Consider the following 20,891-nt stretch of genomic DNA (forward strand, 5'->3'; position numbering starts at 1 on the left):
GATGAACGAGAGCGCATTGCCGACTACCCCGCCCAGCCGGAATTTACCGGCTGCACCTGGGCTTTCCAAAGCCATCGGGTTGATCTCGGCTGCCTACGAGAAGATCTCCGCCAGTTCGTCGATGCTTGCGCCCTCCTTGGCCTGGCGCAGCTCGACATAGCTCACCGCGGTTGCGATCGAGAGCACCATCGAGACCACCGTCTGCACCAGCGCGGCGCCGATCTCGGCGATGATGCCGCCGAACAGCACCAGAACGAGCAGCATCCCCCATTGGATGATCATCGCAATGATGATGAGAATGAGGAACAGGCCGAAAAGCCCCCAGCGACTGCCCTTGGTGAGGACCCGACTGCGCGACATCGAGCCGAACACGCCCCGCCGCTCCTGGATCAGCACCGGCACCGACATCGACCAGCCGAGCCAGAGGATAATGCCCGGCACGATCAACAGCATCAGGCCGATACCCGCACCGAGACCGACGAGCAGGCCGATGCCAAGCGTCGGCAGCAGAAAGCGGATCGCAATCTGGATGCAGTCGCCAAATGACGGACGCTTGCCATTGAGGTCCTCGATGGTCGCCCGCACCAGCGCCGACTGCAGCAGCAGCGCGCACACGAACGAAATCAATCCGGCGATGATGGTGATGTAGGAATTGCGAAACATGGCGCCTGGGTCGGCCATGGTGCCGGGGTAGCGCTGCATCATGGCGTCGATCTGCGGCTGGGTCCACAGCCTGATGAGCAATGCCGGCAGGCCCGAAAACAAAGCCGCCAACCCCACGCAAAGTCCGAGGTTTCGGCCAATCACTCCGAAGGTGTTGCTGAATACCCTGCCGATCTCGAATCGACCGGGTCGTCCCAATGCTGCAGTCGTCATGATAATTTTCCCCCGAGTCGCCGCTGCGTTCATCGGCGACTTCAAAGTAAATTTGCCAAGATTGAAAGGCTACGTCCAGTGCGCTTGCAATTGTCATGGCGTATTGCCAGTGTCGGCCCCGAACCGCAGGTTGCAGGGGGAACGAGCGGGTGACAGCCGCAGGGACGGAAGAGGCCGGACGGCTGGCGCAGCTGCACAAGCAACTGCTCGGGGACGATTCGATCCAGTTCGCCTTGCCGACCTACGTGCGGCCCGAGCCCCCGGAGTGGCTGAAGCCGTTTCTGGACGGCTTGGCAAAGCTCGGTCCCTACATGATCTATCTCTTCTGGGGCGCGGTCATCATCGGCGTCGCGATCATTGCTTTTCTGCTTTTCCTCGAGGCGAAAGGCATTGTCTGGCGCCTGCCATGGCGGCGGAAACGCGAAGAGACCGAAACGAAGGAAGAGTGGCGCCCTGACGTGGGGGCTGCCCAGGTCCTGCTCTCCGAGGCCGATGCGCTCGCCGCGCGCGGCGAGTACGACGAGGCAGTGCATCTACTGTTGCGCCGCAGCGTCTCAGACATCGCCACCCGGCTGCCCGATTTCCTGCGCCCATCGCTCACCGCACGCGACATCGCCGCCGCCGGTTCCATCCCCACCCGGCCCCGCGCCGCCTTCAGCGAGATCGCCCGCATCGTCGAGGCGGCCTTGTTTGCCCGGCGTCCGGTCGGCGCCGAGGGCTGGCGGCAGGCGCGGGGCGCCTATGAGCGTTTCGCCTTCCGGGACGCCTGGGCATGACCGCGCAGATGACAGGCGCAGCGCAAGAACCGTTCAGCCGCAAGACCCTGTTCTGGGGCATTTTCGCCAGCCTGCTGGCGGCGGCCGGGTTTTTTCTGCTGTCCACCTATGCGCCGGATTTTCGCCAGCCTGCTGGCGGCGGCACGCCGTTCTCGAAGGGCGGCACCGGCTATGCCGGGCTTGTCGAATGGCTGAAGCTCACCAACGGACAGGCGCCGCCGATGGAGCGCGGCGAGAAGGACCTCGCGTCTCCCCTGGCATCGACCTTCCTGCTGGTCGTCACCATCGCGCCGGGCAGCGACCCGGCCGCGCTCGATCGTCTCATCAAGCTGCGCGCGGGCAAGGACACGCTCTTTGTCTTGCCGAAATGGCAGACCTTTCCCTTGTTCAGCCATGAAGGCTGGGAGGAAAAGGTCGAGCGGCTGCCCAACAACGTCGTCAACGACTGGCTCGGCCGCATCGCCAAGGCCAAGCTCGGCGAGGCCAAGAACACGCTCTCGCAGATCAACATCGCCGGCCGCATGGTGGCCGCGCCAGACGAACTGCAATGGGTGGCGGACGACCATCCGCTGATCGCGGCGGGCGACGGCAGGGCTATCCTGACCGAGCTCGACAACGAGCCCTTCTACATCCTCACCGATCCCGATTTCCTCAACAATGCCGCGCTGAAGGACGAGCAGAGGGCGGCCGCCGCGCTCGACATCATCGCCATGCTGGAGCCCGCCAAAGGCGCCGTCATGTTCGACCTGACGCTGCACGGCATCGGCGGTAACTACGATCTCGCCAAGCTGCTGATCGAACCGCCCTTCCTGGCGCTGACGCTGTCGGTGCTTGTGGCGGCCGCGCTCGCCTTCCTGCACGGGCTCGGCCGCTTCGGCCCACCGCGCGCGGAGGGGCGCGCCATCGCCTTCGGCAAGCGGGCGCTGGTCGACACCACGGCGATGCTTTTGAAGCGCGCCGGACGGCTGCAGGAGCTTGGCGACCGTTATGCAGCGCTGATGCGCCAGCGCGCGGCCGTCCTGCTCGGCGCGCCGCACGGGCTGCAGGGCGAGGCGCTCGACCACTGGCTCGACTCCCGCGACAAGGAAGAACAGCACGGCTTCACCGCCCGCTTCAGGGCAGTACATGATTCCAACAATCTGGCCGCAATGCACGAAGCAGCCGAAAAGCTGCATGACTGGACGGCAAGGAGGCTCATTGAACGTCGATGAAGTGAAGACCCTGGCGAGCGCGATCAGGGAAGAAGTGGCAAAAGCAATAACCGGGCAGCGCGATACGGTCGACCTGATGCTGACGGCGCTGTTTGCCGGCGGGCATATCCTGCTCGAAGGCCCGCCCGGCACCGCCAAGACGATGACGGCGCGCTGCTTCGCGCAGGCGCTCGGCGTCGCCTATGGGCGCATCCAGTTCACGCCCGACTTGATGCCCGGCGATATCGTCGGCGCCAACATCTATAATTTCCAGACCGGGCAGTTCACGCTGACGCGCGGCCCGATCTTCTGCGACCTTTTGCTCGCAGACGAAATCAACCGCACGCCGCCGAAGACGCAAGCCGCGCTGCTCGAGGCCATGCAGGAGCATGCCGTCACCTTCGACGGCACCACCCATTCGCTCGGCCGGAATTTCATGGTGGTGGCGACGCAGAACCCCATCGAGCATCAGGGCGTCTATCCGCTGCCCGAAGCGCAGCTCGACCGCTTCCTGTTCAAGCATCGGGTGAGCTATCCGGATCTCACGGAAGAGCGCGCCATCATCGTCCATCACGGCGGCGGCTCCGCCTCGCACGATATCGAGCAATACGGCATCAAGGCGCGGACCGACCGGGAGACGCTGCAGGCTGCGCTAGCCACCGTCGGCAGCGTCACGCTGGTCGACGATGTCGTCGGCTATATCGCGGCACTTGTGCGCGGCACGCGCGAAAGCCCTGACCTGGAGGTGGGAGCGAGTCCACGCGCGGGCGCCATGCTGGCGAGAGCCGCGCGCGCCAGGGCGGCGCTCGACGGCCGCAACTATGTCATCCCCGACGACGTCAAGGCGCTGGCCGTGCCGGCGCTGCGTCACCGTGTCGTTCTCTCGCCGGCGGCGCAGATCGACGGGCGGCTGGTCGAGCAGATCGTCTCCGACCTCGTCGACCATACGGAAGCGCCGCGTTGATCTATCCGAGCGGCCGAGCGGTCTGGGCAGCGGCGGCGGGGGCGATCCCCGCCTTCCTGATCGCGCTCGCCTTGCCGCATGTCTGGTATCTCGGCCTGTTGTGGATCTGCCTGCTGCTTGCATTCGTGGCGGTGGACGCAGCCGCAGGCCGGGGCCGCGCCTCGCTCAACGCCACGCTGACGGCGCCGCCGCAGGTCGGCGTCGGCGGACGCTTCACGCTGCACGTCGCGGCCGGTGCCGGGGCAAGGCTGCGCCGCCTGCAGGCGCGTGTCGGGCATGACCAGCGGGTCCAGCCAATGGCCGGCACCGGCGGCGCGCTACCGGCCAGTGGCGGCACGCTCGATCTCGAATTCGAGGCCATCCGCCGCGGCATCGCCGGCTTCGACCGTCTCTGGCTGCGCTGGCAGGGTCCATTCGGGCTGATCTGGAACCAGGTCGTGTTGCCGGTCGACCGCAAGGTCGCGGTGCTGCCCAATGTCAACAGCGCGCGCGACGAGGCGATCACGCTCTTGCAGCGTTCCGCCCTTGCCGACGGCCATACGCAGAAGCGCGCCGGCCAGGGCCGCGAGTTCGAGGCGCTGAAGGATTACCAGCCCGGAATGGGCCGCCGCATGATCGACTGGAAGCGCAGCGCCCGGCACGGCAAGCTTCTGGCGCGCGAGTTCCGGATCGAGGAGAACAACAACATCGTTTTGGCCATCGACAGCGGCCGGCTGATGTGCGAGCCGGTCGACGGGGTGCCGAAGGTCGACCGTGCGGTGACGGCGGCGCTTCTGTCGGCGTTCATCGCGCTCAAGGGCGGCGACCTCGTCAGCCTGTTTTCCTTCGACGCCAGGCCGCGCGTGTCGAGCGGCGCGGTGCGCGGCTCGCCGAGCTTCACCATGATCCAGAAGCGCGCCGCCGAGATCGACTATTCGACCGAGGAGACCAACTTCACCCTAGCGCTGACCACGCTTTCGGCGAGGCTCGACCGGCGCTCGCTGGTCATCGTCTTCACCGATTTCGTCGACCCGATCAGCGCCGAATTGATGCTGCGCACCGTGGGCCGGCTGACCGAGCGGCATCTGGTGCTGTTCATGCTGATGAAGGATGTGGAGCTCGAAACGCTGGCCGACATGGCGCCGGCGGCGCCCGAGGATGTCGCCCGCTCCGTCACCGCCGGCGATCTGTTGCGGCAGCGGCAGGTGGTAATCGGCAGGCTCAGGCTGCTTGGCGCGCATGTCATCGAGGCCGACCACCAGCGGCTCGGTCCGGCGCTGGTCGAGCGCTATATCCAGCTCAAGGAGGAGAACCTCTTATGACGCTGCCCGCCGGCACCGACGCCGTGCGCCAGTCGCTGGCAAGCTTCCGCCAGGAGCGCGAGGCCGACTGGAAAGCCTTCGAGGCGCTGCTTGCGCGCGTCGAAAAACGCGCGCCGCGCGCGCTCTCGGAAGACGAGCTCCTGTCGCTGCCCCTGCTCTACCGCTCGGCGCTGTCCTCGCTCTCGGTGGCGCGCGCGACCTCGCTCGACAGCGCGCTGATCGCCTATCTCGAGGCGCTGTGCCTGCGCGGTTATTTCTATCTCTATGGCGCGCGGCGAAGCTTGAGAACGCGCATCGGCGACTTCTTCCTGCACGACTGGCCGGCGGCGATCCGCGACCTGTGGCGCGAAGTATGGACGTCGGTCGGGCTGACCCTCATCGGTGCCATTGCTGGCTACTGGCTGGTCGCTTCCGACAAGCGCTGGTACGACGCCATCATCGCGCCTAGCCTGGCGGGCGGGCGCAACCCGGATTCGTCGGCCGAGGCGCTGCGCAGCGTGCTTTACGGCGGCGGCGACCATTTCCTGTCGGGGTTCGCCGCCTATCTCTTCACGCACAACACACAGGTCTCGATCCTGGCTTTCGCGCTGGGCTTCGCCTTCGCCGTGCCGAGCGTGCTGATCATCCTGATGAATGGCTGCATGCTCGGCGCCATTTTCCAGATTTATGCCGCCAAGGGCCTCGGCTTCGAGCTCGGCGGCTGGCTTTCGATCCACGGCACGACGGAATTGTTCGCCATCGCCATCGCGGGTGCCGCCGGCATGCGCATCGGCACCAGCATCGCCTTTCCCGGCGAACTCACCCGCATGGCCGCCGCCGCCCAAGCCGGGCGCGTGGCGGCGACCGCCATGATCGGCGTCACGGTGATGCTGCTTCTTGCCGGACTGTTGGAAGGCATCGGCCGGCAGACGATCACCAGCGACCTCGCCCGCTATTCGATCGGCGGCGGCATGCTGGCGCTCTGGATCTCATATTTCTACCTGTTGCGGATGGTGCGGCATGGCGACCGCTAGGACAGCCAGGACAAAGAACCCTGCCGCGCTGATACGTCCGCTGGTGACGCCCGAAGGCGTGGACCTGCGGGTCAAGCTGGCGGATGCCGGCACCCGCGCTTCCGGATTCCTGCTCGACGTGGTGATCATCGTCGTCGCGGCCGTGATCGTCTCGCTGGTGATGATCTTCGGCCTTGCAGGGCTTGGCATCCAGGATGCGCAGCCGCTGTTCATCGTCTGGATCATTTTCATCTTCTTCCTGCGCAACGTCTATTTCATCGCCTTCGAGGCGGGCCGACGGGCAGCCACGCCGGGCAAGCGCATGGTTGGCGTGAGGGTCGCGTCGCGCAGCGGCGCCGGCCTCACCATCGACCAGGTCATCGCGCGCAATCTGATGCGCGAGATCGAAGTTTTTCTGCCGCTGTCGATCCTCGCCGCGCGCGCCAGCGCCGATGTCGCCGACACGCTGTCGACCATCTTCGGCCTGGTCTGGGCGTTGCTGTTCTCGCTGTTTCCGCTGTTCAACCGCGACCGGTTGAGGATCGGCGACCTGCTCGCCGGCACCTGGGTGGTCGAGGCGCCGAAAGTGGCGCTGGTCGAAGACCTTTCGCAGCGCAAGGATCCGGTCGCGGCCCGCTTCCAGTTCAGCCCCGCACAGCTCGACGCCTATGGCATCGCCGAGTTGCAGAAACTGGAGGAAGTGCTGCGCCGCGACGACTATTCCGCGCTGAAGGCCGTGGCCGAGACCATCGCGCGCAAGATCGGCGCCCGGGTCGAGCCGATCGATTCAAAGGCTTTTCTCACCGCCTATTACGGCGAGCTCCGGGCGCATCTGGAGCGCAAGCTGCTGCTCGGGAACCGCAAGGCGGATAAGTACGCGCGGTAGCGGAGCGTCCCTAGCCTACCCCACCCACTTCTCGTAATCCGACACCAGCAGGTGCAGCGGCGCGACGTCCTCGTCGATGTTGGAGAAGCGGCCGATCGGATCGCGGAAGACATTGTCGGTGAGGTCGTCATTGACGGTCGAGACCTCGCCGATCAGCACGTCCTTGCCCTCGGCCCAGAAGGCGTGCCAGACGCCGGGCAGCAGCGTCACGCTCTGGCCCGGATCGAGCTTCAGCAGGCCGCCTGCCGGCAATCTGGTCATGGTGCCGTCGACCGGCACCGAGACTTCGGCCTTGGGGTCGATGCCGCCGTCGCGGTCGTGCATGAACAATTCCAGCACCAGCTTGCCGCCGCCGCGGTTGATGATGTCCTCGGCCTTGATGTTGTGGCGGTGCATCGGCGACAGCTGGTCCTTGCGCGAGATCATGATTTTTTCGGCGTACAGCATGCCCATGCCGAGCTTCATGTCCTCGTAGCGGCCGTTGCGCACTGTGAACAGGAACAGACCGAGCTCGTCGAACTTCTCCTGGCCGTAGTCGGTGATGTCCCAGCCGAGACGGGAGGTGAAGATGGCCGGGGAGTCGCCCTTATGCGCCTTCATCTCTTCCGGCGACCAATAGGCGAAGGGCGGCATGATATAGCCGAAGGAGCGGATGAAGGCGTCGGCTTCGCGGATGATGTCGTTGATCTTGGAGCGCTTCATGGGTTCTCTTCCTTCCGGCCGCCGCCTGCTGAAATCCGTCCTTCCGAATAGCCCAATGCCGGTCCTCTGTCGACGCAAACCGATGGGTCTGGCCCCGTGACATAGGCCGCATTCGGGCCCATAAACCCAACTGATTTGTTTTAACGCAATGTCTTTGTCCCACAGCGGATCGCCGCTCGGAAGACATGCTCGGACGGGTGATCTCATGGCAAGCATAGACGATCTCGACACACCGGCGATCCTCATCGATGCCGCCCGCGCCGAGGCGAACATCAAGAAAGCGCAGGTCCATGCGGACGCTCACCGGCTGAAGCTCCGCCCGCATATCAAGACGCACAAGCTGCCTTACTGGGCGAAGAAGCAGGTGGCGGCGGGCGCCGTCGGCATCACCTGCCAGAAGATCGGCGAGGCCGAAGTGATGGCCGATGCCGGGCTTGAGGATATTTTCCTGCCCTACAACATCCTTGGCCGCGCCAAGCTGGGGCGCCTGAAGGCGCTGCATGGGCGCGTGACACTTTCGGTCACGGCGGACAGCCACGACACGCTGGAAGGGCTTGCCGCCACATTCACCGATGCCGGCCATCCGTTGTCCGTTCTGGTCGAGTGCGACACCGGCATGGGCCGCTGCGGCGTGCAGAGCGCCAACGAAGCGCTGACACTGGCGAAAGTGATCGACCAGGCCAAGGGCCTCGTCTTTGGCGGGCTGATGACCTATCCGGCGGCGGGGCGCGCCGCCGAGGCGGAGGCATGGCTGAGCAATGCACGCTCTGCGCTAACAGCGGCCGGGCTTGAATGTGACCGCATCTCCAGCGGCGGCACGCCGGATATGTGGCGCTCCGGCGAGGACAGCGTGGTCACCGAATACCGGCCCGGCACCTACATCTATCTCGACCGCTACCAGGTCGCCAAAGGCGTCGGCACGCTGGACGACTGCGCGCTGACGGTGCTCGCCACGGTGGTCAGCCATCCGACGGCGACGCGCGTCATCCTCGACAGCGGAAGCAAGGCGCTGTCGTCGGATACACTCGGCCTGCCTGACTTCGGCGAGTTGCTCGGCGTGCCGGGCGCCCGCGTCACGGGTCTCAGCGAAGAGCACGGCACCGTCACGCTTTCGGGCGGCGCCAAGCTGCGCATCGGCGAGCGCGTGCGGGTCGTTCCCGATCATTGCTGCGTGGTGACGAATTTGTTCGACCAGGTGCATCTGATCGACGGCGACAAGGTGCTGGAAACGCTGCCGGTGGCAGCAAGGGGACGGATGGGGTGAGCGGCCTTTCCTTCTCCCCTTGCGGGAGAAGGTGGATCGGCGCGTTAGCGCCGAGACGGATGAGGGGTGCTCCAGCGAAATGAGACGCTGGCTTTCCCTGGAACACCCCTCATCCGGCCGCTTCGCGGCCACCTTCTCCCACAGGGGGAGAAGGGGGAGCCCGCTCCGCCTGCCTCGCCGCAACCCTGCGCATCGCGGTCACGCGGCGGCGGAATATCTCCGTGCGCATCGCCATCAGGTGCAGGGCGAAGAACAGCACGGTGAAGCCGAGCGCCATCACGGCCAACGGCCACAGCATCGAGGGGTCGATGGTTGGACCGCCGAGCCGGAACACAGAGGCCGGCTGGTGCAGCGTGTTCCACCAATCGACCGAGAATTTGATGATCGGGATGTTGATGAAGCCGACCAGCGTGATGATGGCGGCGGCCCAGGCCGCACGGCCGGCATCATCCAGCGCGCGCGTCAGCGCGATGATGCCGAGATACATCAGGAAGAGCACGAAGACCGAGGTCAGCCGCGCGTCCCATACCCACCAGGTGCCCCACATCGGCTTGCCCCAGATAGAGCCGGTGATCAGCGCCAGCGCGGTGAAGGTGGCGCCGATCGGGGCCGCCGATTTCAGTGCCACATCGGCCAGCGGATGGCGCCAGACCAGCGTGCCCAGCGCCGAAATCGTCATGATCGTGTAACACATCATGGCGAGCCAGGCGAAAGGCACGTGGATATACATGATGCGCACGGTGATGCCCTGCTGGAAATCCTCCGGCGCGGTGAAGCTCATATAGAGGCCGACGGCGAGCAGGATCGCGGCAACCGACGCCAGCCACGGGATCACCTTGTCCGCCAAGCCGACGAAGCGCGTCGGATTGGCGAGATCGGCCCAGGCGCTCAGGCGTGAGGTGATGTCACTCATGCCGACCTAAATAGACCGGAGATTGGTCTGGGGCAATCGGGGGAAGGCGTCGCAGGTAGAAGCGCCTTCCCCTTCTCCCCTTGTGGGAGAAGGTGGATCGGCGCGCAGCGCCGAGACGGATGAGGGGTGTTCCAGCGGAGTGAGGCGCCAGCAATGCGCCCGGCTGTCGATCGGATGCTGGTGTCAAGCTGGAGCACCCCTCATCGGCCGCTTCGCGGCCACCTTCTCCCACAAGGGGAGAAGGAGAGAACTTACGCCGCTTCCGTCACCGCACGGCTGAGGCGGCGGACTTCCTCGTCGTTGAGCAGGCCGCCGGCGCGCAGCAGGGCAGCGAAGCGGCCGTTGCGCAGCGACAGCTCGGTGAAGCCGCCCATCTCGACCACCCTGCCCTTGTCCATGAAGACGACGAGGTCGGCGTCGCGGACCGTGGTCAGGCGGTGGGCGATGATGAAGGTCGTGCGGTTGCGGCGCAGCTCGTCGATGGCATCCTTGACGCGATCCTCGGTTTCGACGTCGAGCGCGCTGGTCGCCTCGTCGAGCACCAGGATCGGCGCATCCTTGAGCACGGCGCGGGCGATGGCGATACGCTGGCGCTCGCCGCCCGAGAGCTGGCCGCCGCGCTCGCCGACGACGGTGTCGTAGCCGCCGCTCTTGGCCAGGATGAAGTCCTGGGCGGCGGCGGCATTGGCGGCGGCGTGAACCTCGTCATTGCTGGCATCGGCACGGCCGACACGGATGTTGTCCTCGATCGAGCGGTTGAGCAGGCCGGCGTCCTGGAAGACGGTGGCGATCGAATGGCGCAGCGACTTGCGGGTCACCGTGCGGGTGTCGATGCCGTCGATCAGGATGCGGCCGCTGGCGGGCGTGAAGACGCGCTGCAAGAGATTGATGAGCGTCGTCTTGCCAGCGCCGGTCGGGCCGACGATGGCGACCGTCTGGCCGGCCTGGACCTCGAAGGAGACGTCCTCGATGCCGTGGCCCGAATTGGCGAACTCGAAGCTGACATCCTCGAAGCGGACGTGGCCGGTGACGTTGGTCAACTCGCGCAATCCGTCCGGCTCGGCGGTCTCGGCAGCCGAATCCTCGAGGCGATAGAACTCCTCGAGCTTGGCACGAGCCTCGGAAATCTGGGTGGTGAAGGCCGACATCTGGTCGAGACGGGCGATCAGCATTCCGGCAAAGCCGGTGAAGGCAACGACATCGCCGACGCGGAGCTGGCCACGGGTGACGAGATAAGCGCCGATCGAGAGCACGATCATCATCGAGATGGTCGACGACAGGCGGTTCAGCGCATTGGCAATCGCCCACCAGTCGAGCACCGGGTTCTGCGCGTCGAGCAGATCCTTCACATAGCGCTTCAGCGTCGCGGTCTCGTGGCCAATGCGGTTGTAGCTCTGCAGCACGGCAACGTTGCTGACGCTGTCGGTCACGTGGGCAAACACGGTGTGGTAGTGGCGTTCGACGGCAGTCTGCCCCGACTTGGTGCGGCGCATGACGAGCCGGCCGATGCCAACGTAAAGCACGCCGAGGCCCAGCAATACGACGGACATGCGGATGTCCATGGACAGCGCGGTCGGAACCAGCAGCACCAGCGCGATGGCCGTCGAGAGATGCACGCGCATGAATTCGAGCCACAGGCTGAACAGGGTCTCGACCGCGCGCAGCAGCGTGTGCAGCGAATTGGATGTGCCGCGCTGATGGTGCCAGGCAAGCGGCATGGTGATGACGCGCTCGAAGGACTGGCACAGCACTTCGGAGCGACGGGCATGAGCGAAGCGGTCGGCGCCGCGCGCCACCAGCACGAAGGCGACGACGTTGAAGGCACCAAGAGCGGCCCAGACGGCGAGCGTCGAAAACACCGCGCCTTTTTCGGAGATGGCACCGATCACCCGGCCCAGCAGGATGGGCTCGAGGATCGCGATCGCCGCGAGCGCGACGTTGGCGCCGCAAATCAGCGCAACGCGCTTCTTGTCGGACGCCAGATAACCCAGCGCTCTAAAGTAGATCTGCAGAAGTGACACTTCAGCTACTCCGCCAAACTCTTGTCTGTGCTCAATGCCCGAATTGTGCACCGCACCATTTTCTGACACGTATCGGTTAACGTGTCGCGAAACAATGCGTCGTCTATCGCTTCCGTTCCCATTTAGCGAACAAAAGATGACGACGGTACGAAATCTGACGTGATCACCTAACGGTTTGAGATAAAAGGTGAAATGTCAGGCTTGCGGCAAAATAATGGCACCTGCCTCGCGCTGCCACATTTTTAATCACAAGCTGCTTGCTTAGGCTGCCCTAAAGGAAGGCGCGCGATCGGACGCGAGAGCCGCGCCAAGTAAAAAACGGCGATCGGCCGCGCACCCCGAGGGATGCGCGGCCGACGAACCAAACCTTTGATTTTACGCAGGTATCCTGACGACGACTTCGGTCTTGCCGCCGGATTTCGGCTCGAAAGAGGCCGATTTTTTCTTCGAACCATCGACTTCTAGCGAGATCGACTTGGTCTTTTTGTCGCGGATAACACGAAGCTTGATCTCGCCGTCGAACATCTTGAGCGTCGCGGCGTAGCCGTCCCAGTGCCCGGGCAGCTTCGGCCTAAACGTGATCTCCTTGCCGCGCCGCTCGATACCGAGAATGCCCTCCACCGCGGCGCGGTAAAGCCAGCCGGCCGAGCCCGTGTACCAGGTCCAGCCGCCGCGGCCGCCCTTGCCTTCGCCGGCATAGATGTCGGCGGCCACGACATAGGGTTCCACGCGATAGTGCTCGGCCGCCACCTCGTCCGAAGCGTGGTTGACCGGGTTCAGCATCGAGAAGCAGCGATAAGCTTCGTCGGTGCGGCCCATTTCAGCCAGCGCGATCACGAACCAGGTGGCAGCATGGGTGTACTGGCCGCCATTCTCACGCACCCCCGGCGGATAGCTCTTGATATAGCCCGGGTCCTTCTCGCTCTTGGAGAAGGGCGGCGTGAACAGCTTGACGATCTTGAGCTTGTCGTCGACCAGTATCTCGGTCGCCTGTTCCATAGCCGTCGTCGAGCGCGCGGGGTCGCCCTCGCCCGACAGCACGCTCCAGGACTGGGCGATCGAGTCGATCCTGCACTCGTCCGAATTGTGCGAGCCGAGCGGCGTACCGTCGTCGAAGCTGCCGCGCCGGTACCATTGGCCGTCCCAGGCGGTGCTTTCCAGGGCCCGCTTCAGCGCGTCCGCGTGCTTGGTCCAGGCCTGTGCCCGCTTGGTGTCGCCCTGCCCCTTGGCGACAGGCGCGAAGTCGATGAGCGTCTTCAGCAGGAACCAGCCCAGCCACACGCTCTCGCCCTTGCCGCCCTCGCCGACACGGTTCATGCCGTCGTTCCAGTCGCCGCCAAGGATGAGCGGCAGGCCGGCGGGGCTGCTGCGCTTGATCGCGAGATCGAGCGCCCGCGCGCAATGTTCATAGAGCGGCGCGGTGTTCTTGGTGATCTCCGGCGTGAAGAAGGCGTCATGCTCGCCTTCGCCGAGCTGCTGTCCGTCGATGAAGGGCAACTGCTCCTTCAGGATACCGGCATCGCCCGTCACCTCGATGTAGCGGGCCGTCGCATGCGCCAGCCAGACTACGTCGTCCGAGATCATCGTGCGCACCCCGGCATCGGTGCGCGGCAGCCACCAATGCTGCACGTCGCCTTCCGGGAATTGCCGGCGCGCCGCGTTGAGGATCTGGTCGCGCGCCAGCTTGGAGTCATGCGCCAGAAGCGAGAGCGTGTCCTGCAACTGGTCGCGGAAGCCGAACGCGCCGCTCGCCTGGTAGAAGGCCGAGCGCGCGCGGATGCGGCAGGCCAGGCTCTGGTAAGGCAGCCAATGGTTGACCATGGCGTTCATCGCTTCGTCGGGCGTCTCGACCTGGATGGTGTCGAGGAAGCCGCGCCAGACGCGCTCGTTATCGGCCAGGCGCTGATCGAAATCCTTGCCGCGATGGGTCTGCACCAGCGCGCTCGCCTCGGCGGGCGTGGCCGCGTCGCCAAGCAGCCAGGACAGTGTCACGTCGCCGCCGGCGGGAATGTCGATGTCGCTGGCGACGACAGCGCAAGGATCGTCGCCCGCCTCGATGCGGCCGGAAAGCGCAAGCCCGCCAAGCACGGCCTGCGGATATTCGGTCGTGCCGTGCCTGCCGATGAACTCGCTGCGGTCGGCGGTTACCGAATGGACAGGATGGCTGGCCGCCAGGAAAGCGACACGCTCGCCGAAGTCGAGGCCATACGGATTCTGCGCCAGCATGGCGCCGGTGGCGGCGTCGCGCGACGGTACGATGGTCGCCGCCGTGCGCGAGCGATGGCCGCCCAGCACCCATTCGGCATAGGCATAAATGCGCAACCGCGCCGGCGCCGGGCCGGCATTCTGGATGCGCAGCCGGGTGATCTTCACAGGATCGGTGGGATCGACCACCTGCGTCAGGTCCATCGACAGCGAACCGCGCCTGGAGCGGAAGGTCGAGAAGCCCTGGCCGTGCCAGGTCTCATAGGTCATCGACGGATCGCGCACCGTCGCGGCCATCGGCGAGAAGGCCTTGCCGCTCAATTGGTCGAAAATATAGAAGCCTTCGCCCGGCCGGTTCGACACCGGGTCGTTCGACCACGGCGTCAGCTGATAGTCGCGGCTGTTGCGGCTCCAGGTGAAACCGGCGCCTTCGGCCGAGACGTGGAAGCCGAAGGAGGCGTTGGAGATCACGTTGATCCAGGGCTGCGGCGTCGAACGCCGCCCGGTCAGCCGCGTCACATAGTGGCGGCCGTCGCCGTCGAAGCCGCCAAAGCCGTTCCAGAGGCTGAGACCGCTGCCGTCGGCGGCAATGTCGGCTCCGCTTCGGCTTGCCGGCACCGGCAAGGGCAGCGGCGGAACGGGCTCGCGCGGCGTGCCGCCCTCGGCCTGCATCAAGGCGTCGCGTGCCTGGAGCGCCGCCGTCTCGGCACGTTCGAGCTGATCGAAGATCGTGCCGTTGCGGGTGTGCAGCACGACCCGCGCCACCGACAGCAAAGTCTTGTAGGTCGGCTCGTCCATCAGGTCGCGGCGCACCGCGAAGATATGCTGGCGGGGCCCGAGCTCACGGCCGCGCAGGCGGCTGTTCTCGCACAGCGTCTCCACCGCGCGCTGCAGGTCCTGCACATAGGACGAGGCCTGCTCGTTGACGACGACGAAGTCGATCATCATGCCCCGCGCCCGCATATATTCCTGGAAGCGGAGCGCCTGGGCGACGATCTCGAGATCGGCGACGTCGCCGATGCGCACGAGGAAGATCGGGAAATCGCCGGAGATGCTGGTCGGCCACAGGCTCGACTGGCGGCCGAGGCCCGACGCGATAGATTCCGCCGGCAGGCGCAGGAACGGATCGGGATAGATCAAATAGCGCGCCAGCTTCTGCACATTGGCGGCGTCGGTGAGGCTGAGCCCCAGATGGCGCGTCTGCACCTGGCTGCGCGTCCAGGCAAGCATGGCCTGGCGGGCGAAGCTCTCCTGGTGGTCGAGACGGGCTATCGCCTCGTCGAGCTCGCCGCGATTGGCGCCGACGGCGGTCCAGAAGGTCAGCGATATCTTCTTGTTGGCCGGCACGCGCACCTGGCGACGCAGCGCCGCTACCGGGTCGAGCGTGAAGCCCTGGCTGCCCGAAAGCCTGACGCCGGGGTCGAAGGCGACGGCATCGGCGATGGTGCGGCCACGGCCGATGAAGGCGCGCCGGTCGGTCTCGGCCTCGGCATCGCGCGACGGGCCGGACGGGTCGGTGACGAAATGCACCATGGTGAGGTCGGGATCGTTGTTGTCGCGCTTGCGCCTTGTGGCGAAGATCGCGCTGTTGTTCGGCGCGATCTCGGTCTCGACGAACATCTTGGAGAACGCCGGATGCGCGTTGTCCGAAGTCTCGTTGCCGAGCACCAGCTCGGCGAAGGAGGTCACTTCGATGTGCCGGTCGGTGGCGCCGTCATTGTAGAGCGTGATGCGGCGGCCCTCGCCATTGCCTTCTGAAATGACGATGCATTCGACTTCCGAACGCAGCGAACCCACCGTCTTGGTGAAGCTCGCCTTGTCGTCGCCAAACAGCGTCTGGACGCGCTCGCCCTCGGCGCGCTTCGGCTCCGCGGTGGCCGACCACCAGTCGCCGGTCGCCGCGTCGCGCAGGAAAATATAGGAGCCGAGGCGATCCTCGCTCGGATCCGGCTGCCAGCGGGTGACGGCAAGCTCGCCGAAGCGGCTGTAGCCGGAGCCGGTGGCGGTGACCATGACCGAATAGCGGCCGTTGGACATGACGTTGGTCGCCCGCAGCGCCTTGATCGGATCGAGCACGACACGGCTGTCCGGGCTCTCGGCCTCGGTCTCGTCCTTGGAGCGCTCGTCGGCCTCCGTCCTGACGGTCGCCGTCGGAATGTCGCGCGGCGCCTTCTCCTGCAACAGAAGCTCGGCCGATTCGATCACCGGGTCGCTGTGGAAACGCTCGCGCAGCCGGCCCTCGAAAATGGCGTCGGCCACCGCCGCGATCGTCATGCCGGAATGGTGCGCCATATAGTTCTGCACCACGGCGTGGTCGGTGCCTTCGGGCACGCGTTGCGGCGTGAAATCGACCGCGTCGTAGAAGCCGTGGCGGCCGAGCGCGCCGATCGAACGCAGCCGCTGCAGGTTCTGCACCGCCTCGCGCGGACTGAACTGTGCGGCCAGGATCGTCGCATAGGGCGCGATCACGGTGTTTTGGCCAAGGCCGCGCTTGAGGCCGAGCCCGGGTACGCCGAAATTGGTGTACTGGTAGGTGAGTTCGCGGTCGCGAGCGTTGTAGGCCGCTTCCGAAATGCCCCAGGGCACGTTCTTGGAACGCGCATACTGGATCTGGCGCTTGATGATGAGCTTGCTGGTCTGGTTGAGGATCGAGCCCTGCGGCTCCTTCATCACCAGCGGCGGCATCAGATACTCGAACATCGAGCCCGACCAGGACATCAGCGCGCCCTGGAAGCCGATCTCGACGATCGGCCGTCCCAGACGGAACCAGTGCTCGGTCGGCAGGTCGCCCTTGGCGATGGCGAACAGGCTGGTGAGCCGCGCTTCGGAAGCAAGCAGGTCGTAGCAGCTCTCGTCGAGCTGGCGGTCCTCGACGCGGTAACCGATCGACAGCAGCTTGCGCTCCTGCCGCATCAGGAAGGAGAAATCCATCTCGAAGGCATAGCGGCGACAGCGCTCGCGCAAGGCGAGCAGCTTGGCGCGCAGAGCGGCGACCGCGCTATCGTCATTGTGCGAATCGTGCACATGCGCCTCGCAGGTCGCTTCCAGCCTGGCCGCCCAGTCGGCGATGACATCGCTCTTCGGCGATGCCGCCTCGGTGTGGATGGCGGTGGCGAGCTTGCGTATCTCGCCGGCCAGCACCGCAAGATTGATGGTGCGGATCGACGCCATCTCAGGCTGCGCCTTGATGGTCGCCACCGCGCGGCGCATGCCGTCGAGACGGTCGGCAAGGCGCTGGCGCAGCGGCCGCAGTTGCCGGCGGTCGTCCGGCAGCTCGTCCAGGTTCTCGTCAAGGATAGTGACGGTGTCGATGATGCCTTCGAAATCTCCTTGCAGATGCACGGAAGGCGCTTCGGCCCATTCGGCGCAGGACGCCGCCACCGCGACGAGATGTCCAGCGAGATTGCCGCTGTCGACCGCCGAGATGTAGAGCGGATAGAGCGGCTTCAGTGTCGTGGTGTCATACCAGTTATAGAGATGGCCGCGATCGCGCGGCATGTTCTCGATGGTCGTCATCGTGGCGTCGATGCGGGTGATGGCGTCCGACAGGCTGATCCAGCCGAAATCGCGCGCCGATACAACCGAGAGCAGATAGACGCCGATATTGGTCGGCGAGGTGCGCGGCGCCACAACCGGCGCCGGGCTTTCCTGGAAATTATCCGGCGGCAGGTGATGCTGCTCGGCCGTCACGAAGGTCTCGAAATAGTGCCAGGTGCGGCGCGCGAAGGTGCGCAGCGCGTGGATGTCGGCGGTCGAGATACGCAGCCTGTCCTCGGTCTCGGCCGAGCGGCTGATCCAGCAGGCGACGGCGGGCGAAGCGATCCAGAAGATGGCGAAGAAGAAGGCGACGAAGGCGCCGGTGGAATCGGCCAGCACCGGAATCGCCAGGCCGACGACGCCGATGATCACAGCGCCGTACATCATGCCGTAATAGGCGCCGAGATCGTTGCCGCCCTTGGCGGCTTGCGAGGCGGTACGCCATTCCAAAAGATTTTGCCGGCTGACGAAGAGCCGATAGATGGTGCGGATGATGGCATCGCCCATCATCCAGGCGAGATGCGCCATCAGAAGCACCTTGAGCGCCACAAGCGCTGTGCCGAACACGGTATCGCGGGCCAAGGCGGAGAAATGGCCGCGCGGCGTCTGGTCGCCGCTCTTCGGCAGGATGCCGTTCACGATGTCGAAGGTCGGCGCCATGAACAGGCTGAGGATCATAAGAGCCTGCCACTGCGCCGCCTGGGTGAAGGGCAGCAGCGTCCAGCCGGCGACGCAGGCCATGACCCAGAAGATCGGGGTGACCGAGCGGCGCAGATTGTCGACCATCTTCCAGCGCGACAGCGCAGGCACGCCGGACCGCGGATCGAAGATGTAGCCGAGCAGCTGCCAGTCGCCGCGCGCCCAGCGGTGGTGGCGCGAGGCGTCGACCGAGTAGCGGGTCGGATAGTCCTCGACCAGCTCAACGTCGGTGACCAGCGCGGCGCGCGCCAGCGCGCCTTCGAGCAGGTCATGGCTGAGGATGGTGTTTTCGTCGATGCGGTTCTTCAGAGCCGCTTCGAAGGCGTCGACATGGTAGAGGCCCTTGCCGGTGAAGGAGCCGTCGCCGAAGACGTCCTGGTAGAGGTCGGAGACCGCGAAGACATAGGGGTCGAGGCCGCGATTGGCCGAGAAGACGCGCTGGAAGAAGGAGGCGTCGTCGCCGCTGGTGAGCGAAGCGGTGATGCGCGGCTGCAGGATGGTGTAGCCGGCGGTGACGATGCGCTTGACCGGATCGAAATGCGGGCGGTTCAGCGGATGGGCGAGCTTGCCGACCAGGTCCGAAACCGCGTCGCGCGTGGTGCGCGTGTCGGCGTCGAGCGTCATCACATAGACGACGTTTTCCGGCAGCGGCACGTCGAGCGGCAGGAAGGTGGTATCGCTGTCGCCGCGCAAAAGAAGGTTCAGCTCATGCAGCTTGCCGCGCTTGCGCTCCCAGCCCATCCAGCAGCCCTGCGCCTGGTTATAGAGCCGGCGGCGATGCAGGAGGTAGAAGCGCGGCGAACCTTCGGACGGATAGCGGGCGTTGAGCCTGGCGATCTCGTCGCGGGCGTATTGCAGGATCTCGATGTCGGCGACGTCGATCTCGGTCTTGGAATCCGGCCAGTCGGACAACAGCGCGAAACGGATCTCGTCCGCCGTGTTGGCGAGGTGGTGCACCTCGATGTTGCGGATGTTTTCCTCCACGTCGTCGCGCGAGCCGATCAGCGAAGGCACCACGACCAAGGTGCGCGATTCGGCCGGAATGCCGTGCTTGTTGTAATCGTAGCCGACAAGCCTGGTCGGCTTCAGGAACAGCGCCACCACGGTGTTGAAGAAGGCCAGCGCGCCTTCGCTGGCCGGAACGGCAAACAGCGCCAGCATCAGCGTGATCGATTCCACCGACAGGCCGAGATTGACGAGCGCTTTGCCCGACAGCACCAGCAGCAGCGCCGTCAAAAGGAAAACCGGCACGACGATGCCCAGCCAGCCGGCGCTGGCAAAGCCTCGCTTGAAGGTCACATAGAAAGGCGGCCGGTAGCCGATCGCCCTTTCCAGTTCCTGCCGGCGCGGCCCGACCAGGAAGAAGCCGACATCGGTGTGCACGGCGGGGTCGGCGGTTTCCGGCACGCCGGACGCATCGGTGAGGCCGGGCGTGTGGCCGGCAAGCTCGATCGCCTTTTCGGCGACGCGGTATTCGGAGAGATGCGAGCGGCGCGCCAGCTGTTCGATCGCGGTGCGGTACTGGTCGCGCGAGAAGAAATCGAGGTTGGCGAAATCGGTCTTTTCGCGCAGCAGCGTGTCGATGCGGCTGACGCCCTCGAACCAGACCGTCCAGTCGACGTCATTGATGAGGCGCAGACCGCGAATGATGTTGCCGGTGGTGACATTGCCGCTAGAGAGCGTCTGATGCTCGGAGATGATGATCTCCTCGGCATCGGAACCGGTCTTTTCCAGCTCGCCTTCCAGCCATTCCAGCGCGCGGCCGGCGTTCTGCGACCCGTCGCGCAGGCGGTAGAGCAGCTGGGTGGCGAAGGTGGTGTCCTGCGCATGCGCGCTGTAGTTGGACAGGATCCTGGTGCGGTCGGCATTGTCGTCGGTCGCGAGAACCCGGTCGGCGACCTCGTTGGCGACATGGCGCATCTGCCTGGTGCGGTCGACGCGAACGGCGATGCGGCGCAGGTTCTCGATCAGCACGAAACGCAGCAGCGACGGCAGCGCCCAGAGTTCGCCGATCTTCATCGGCTCGACCGACTGGAAGCCCTCGACGATTGCCTTGAACATGCTGGCGGAGACCGAGCTGTCGGAATGCTCGACATAGCTCCAGGCAACGACGAAGGCGCGCGGCAAGACGGTGCCGTTGCCGAGCGTGAGCGTCGGCAACTGCCGATAGAAGCGGCGCGGCAGGTCGCGCTTGACCTGGAAGATGGTCTCCTCGACAAGGTAGTTGTTGTCGAGCAGCCATTGCGCGGCCGGCGTGATGGTCTCGCCCTTGGCCTGGGCGGCATTGGTCGAGCGGTAGACTTCGAGAATCTTCTTGGCGCTGTCGCGGATGCGGGCGTGGAACTCGAACGGGGCGAGGCCGAACAATTCCTTGACTTCACCGTTGGCGAGCCCGACGCCCAAGGCGCGCAGCCGGTCCTCAGGCAGGAAATTGGAGCGTATCGGCGCTTCCGTCGCCGCCGGGAAACCGGCGCTTGTCAGTTCAATCTTGTTCGGGTTCGTCTGAATGTTCATTGAAAATTCCGTAAGGCGGGCGCAATGCGGCGTCACCGCCACGGCAATGCC

The 20,891-nt window shown here is 65.4% G+C and carries 12 protein-coding genes; 7 read left to right on the forward strand and 5 right to left on the reverse strand.

Translation table 11 applies throughout. From position 1 onward, the window contains the following. Positions 1-93: 93 nt before the first annotated feature. Entirely contained in the window at positions 94-876 is a 783-nt protein-coding gene (locus FJW05_RS16560; protein ID WP_140634021.1) for a hypothetical protein, read from the reverse strand. Positions 877-1,025: 149 nt separating this feature from the next. Here FJW05_RS16560 and FJW05_RS16565 point away from each other — a divergent pair, with 149 nt between their 5' ends. From FJW05_RS16565 to FJW05_RS16590, 6 genes are read left to right on the forward strand one after another with little or no spacing between them, the layout of a single operon-like run. Further along, positions 1,026-1,652, forward strand: coding sequence for a DUF4129 domain-containing protein (locus FJW05_RS16565; RefSeq protein WP_140634023.1), 627 nt, complete (start codon positions 1,026-1,028; stop codon positions 1,650-1,652). Then, complete coding sequence (locus FJW05_RS16570; protein WP_140634025.1) at positions 1,649-2,863, forward strand: DUF4350 domain-containing protein; 1,215 nt, start codon at positions 1,649-1,651, stop codon at positions 2,861-2,863. Before FJW05_RS16565 ends, FJW05_RS16570 begins: the two co-directional genes overlap by 4 nt. Continuing rightward, entirely contained in the window at positions 2,850-3,806 is a 957-nt protein-coding gene (locus FJW05_RS16575; protein WP_140634027.1) for a MoxR family ATPase, read from the forward strand. Before FJW05_RS16570 ends, FJW05_RS16575 begins: the two co-directional genes overlap by 14 nt. Continuing rightward, the gene (locus FJW05_RS16580; RefSeq protein ID WP_140634029.1) at positions 3,803-5,107 is read left to right on the forward strand and encodes a DUF58 domain-containing protein; all 1,305 of its coding nucleotides are present in this window, start codon (positions 3,803-3,805) and stop codon (positions 5,105-5,107) included. Before FJW05_RS16575 ends, FJW05_RS16580 begins: the two co-directional genes overlap by 4 nt. After that, positions 5,104-6,120 carry a stage II sporulation protein M gene (locus FJW05_RS16585; RefSeq protein ID WP_140634031.1) on the forward strand — a complete coding sequence of 339 codons (1,017 nt, stop codon included), beginning with the start codon at positions 5,104-5,106 and terminating at the stop codon, positions 6,118-6,120. The genes FJW05_RS16580 and FJW05_RS16585 overlap by 4 nt, the downstream gene beginning before the upstream one ends. Further along, on the forward strand, positions 6,107-6,985 hold the full coding sequence (locus tag FJW05_RS16590; protein ID WP_140634033.1) for an RDD family protein: 879 nt from the start codon (positions 6,107-6,109) through the stop codon (positions 6,983-6,985). Before FJW05_RS16585 ends, FJW05_RS16590 begins: the two co-directional genes overlap by 14 nt. A 15-nt stretch (positions 6,986-7,000) precedes the next feature. On the opposite strand, the gene FJW05_RS16595 is transcribed toward FJW05_RS16590, so the two are convergent. Next, entirely contained in the window at positions 7,001-7,687 is a 687-nt protein-coding gene (locus tag FJW05_RS16595; RefSeq protein WP_095767778.1) for a D-lyxose/D-mannose family sugar isomerase, read from the reverse strand. 205 nt (positions 7,688-7,892) lie between these two features. Here FJW05_RS16595 and FJW05_RS16600 point away from each other — a divergent pair, with 205 nt between their 5' ends. Beyond that, positions 7,893-8,951, forward strand: a complete 1,059-nt coding sequence (locus FJW05_RS16600; RefSeq protein ID WP_140634035.1) for a D-TA family PLP-dependent enzyme — start codon at positions 7,893-7,895, stop codon at positions 8,949-8,951. Positions 8,952-9,060: 109 nt separating this feature from the next. Here the strand turns inward: FJW05_RS16600 and FJW05_RS16605 are convergent, their stop codons facing one another. From FJW05_RS16605 to FJW05_RS16615, 3 genes are all read right to left on the reverse strand, one after another. After that, positions 9,061-9,864, reverse strand: coding sequence for a heme ABC transporter permease (locus FJW05_RS16605; protein WP_140634037.1), 804 nt, complete (start codon positions 9,862-9,864; stop codon positions 9,061-9,063). Between the two features lie 251 nt (positions 9,865-10,115). Beyond that, positions 10,116-11,885, reverse strand: coding sequence for a glucan ABC transporter ATP-binding protein/ permease (locus FJW05_RS16610; RefSeq protein WP_140546108.1), 1,770 nt, complete (start codon positions 11,883-11,885; stop codon positions 10,116-10,118). A 375-nt stretch (positions 11,886-12,260) separates the two neighbouring features. Continuing rightward, complete coding sequence (locus FJW05_RS16615) at positions 12,261-20,840, reverse strand: glucoamylase family protein (RefSeq protein WP_140634039.1); 8,580 nt, start codon at positions 20,838-20,840, stop codon at positions 12,261-12,263. Positions 20,841-20,891 lie beyond the last annotated feature (51 nt).

Source organism: Mesorhizobium sp. B2-9-1, assembly GCF_006439455.1.
Classification (GTDB): domain Bacteria; phylum Pseudomonadota; class Alphaproteobacteria; order Rhizobiales; family Rhizobiaceae; genus Mesorhizobium.

What these genes read in the sequence shown, in the direction of transcription:
- FJW05_RS16560 (WP_140634021.1), bottom strand. Translation starts at nt 876, where the DNA reads ATGACGACTGCAGCATTGGGACGACCCGGTCGATTCGAGATCGGCAGG.
- FJW05_RS16570 (WP_140634025.1), top strand. Translation starts at nt 1,649, where the DNA reads ATGACCGCGCAGATGACAGGCGCAGCGCAAGAACCGTTCAGCCGCAAG.
- FJW05_RS16585 (WP_140634031.1), top strand. Translation starts at nt 5,104, where the DNA reads ATGACGCTGCCCGCCGGCACCGACGCCGTGCGCCAGTCGCTGGCAAGC.
- FJW05_RS16590 (WP_140634033.1), top strand. Translation starts at nt 6,107, where the DNA reads ATGGCGACCGCTAGGACAGCCAGGACAAAGAACCCTGCCGCGCTGATA.
- FJW05_RS16595 (WP_095767778.1), bottom strand. Translation starts at nt 7,687, where the DNA reads ATGAAGCGCTCCAAGATCAACGACATCATCCGCGAAGCCGACGCCTTC.
- FJW05_RS16600 (WP_140634035.1), top strand. Translation starts at nt 7,893, where the DNA reads ATGGCAAGCATAGACGATCTCGACACACCGGCGATCCTCATCGATGCC.
- FJW05_RS16605 (WP_140634037.1), bottom strand. Translation starts at nt 9,864, where the DNA reads ATGAGTGACATCACCTCACGCCTGAGCGCCTGGGCCGATCTCGCCAAT.
- FJW05_RS16615 (WP_140634039.1), bottom strand. Translation starts at nt 20,840, where the DNA reads ATGAACATTCAGACGAACCCGAACAAGATTGAACTGACAAGCGCCGGT.